The following is a 590-nucleotide window of genomic DNA, read 5'->3' as shown; positions in this document are numbered from 1 at the left end:
TTTTTCACCAATATATCTCATGAATTTCGTACGCCACTTACGCTAATTATTGCACCGTTAGAAGAACTGATACAAAAAGCACCTTTAGAAAAATCGTTAAAACGATATCACGAGCTTATTTTGGTAAATGCAAAACGGCTTTATCATTTGGTTGATCAGTTGTTCGAATTTAGAAAAGCCGAATTAGGCACAAAAAAACTGCAGGTTAAAAACGGTGATATCGTTAGCTTTTTACGCGATATTCATTCGTCATTTTCTGCACTTGCAGAAAGAAATTTAATCAATTTTAAATTTGAGACTACCATAAACGAGCTGTGGTTTAGCTTTGATGCTGATGCCCTAGAGAAAATAGCCTTCAACCTTTTATCAAATGCCTTTAAATACACTAAAAAAGAAGGCAATATAAGTATGCAGTTATCCCTTAACGGTGATAAAATCATTATTAAAGTTAGTGACGATGGTGTGGGTATTTCGCCAAATGATCAAATGCAGATTTTCGAAAGATTTTACCAAGTTAACAACAACGAGATGAACCTTGGATCGGGTGTTGGCTTAGCTTTTACCAAAAGATTGGTAGAACTACACCACGG

1 protein-coding gene is annotated in these 590 nt (G+C 35.1%); it reads left to right on the top strand.

The genetic code is table 11. The features are described 5' to 3' along the window. On the top strand, positions 1 to 590 hold a 590-nt coding region (locus B176_RS18805; RefSeq protein WP_040539743.1), incomplete at both ends, for a sensor histidine kinase.

The sequence above is a fragment of the Pedobacter arcticus A12 genome (assembly GCF_000302595.1).
Classification (GTDB): domain Bacteria; phylum Bacteroidota; class Bacteroidia; order Sphingobacteriales; family Sphingobacteriaceae; genus Pseudopedobacter; species Pseudopedobacter arcticus.
The sequence above is the reverse complement of the archived record's forward strand: the minus strand, read 5'-3'. Positions and strand labels throughout refer to the sequence as shown.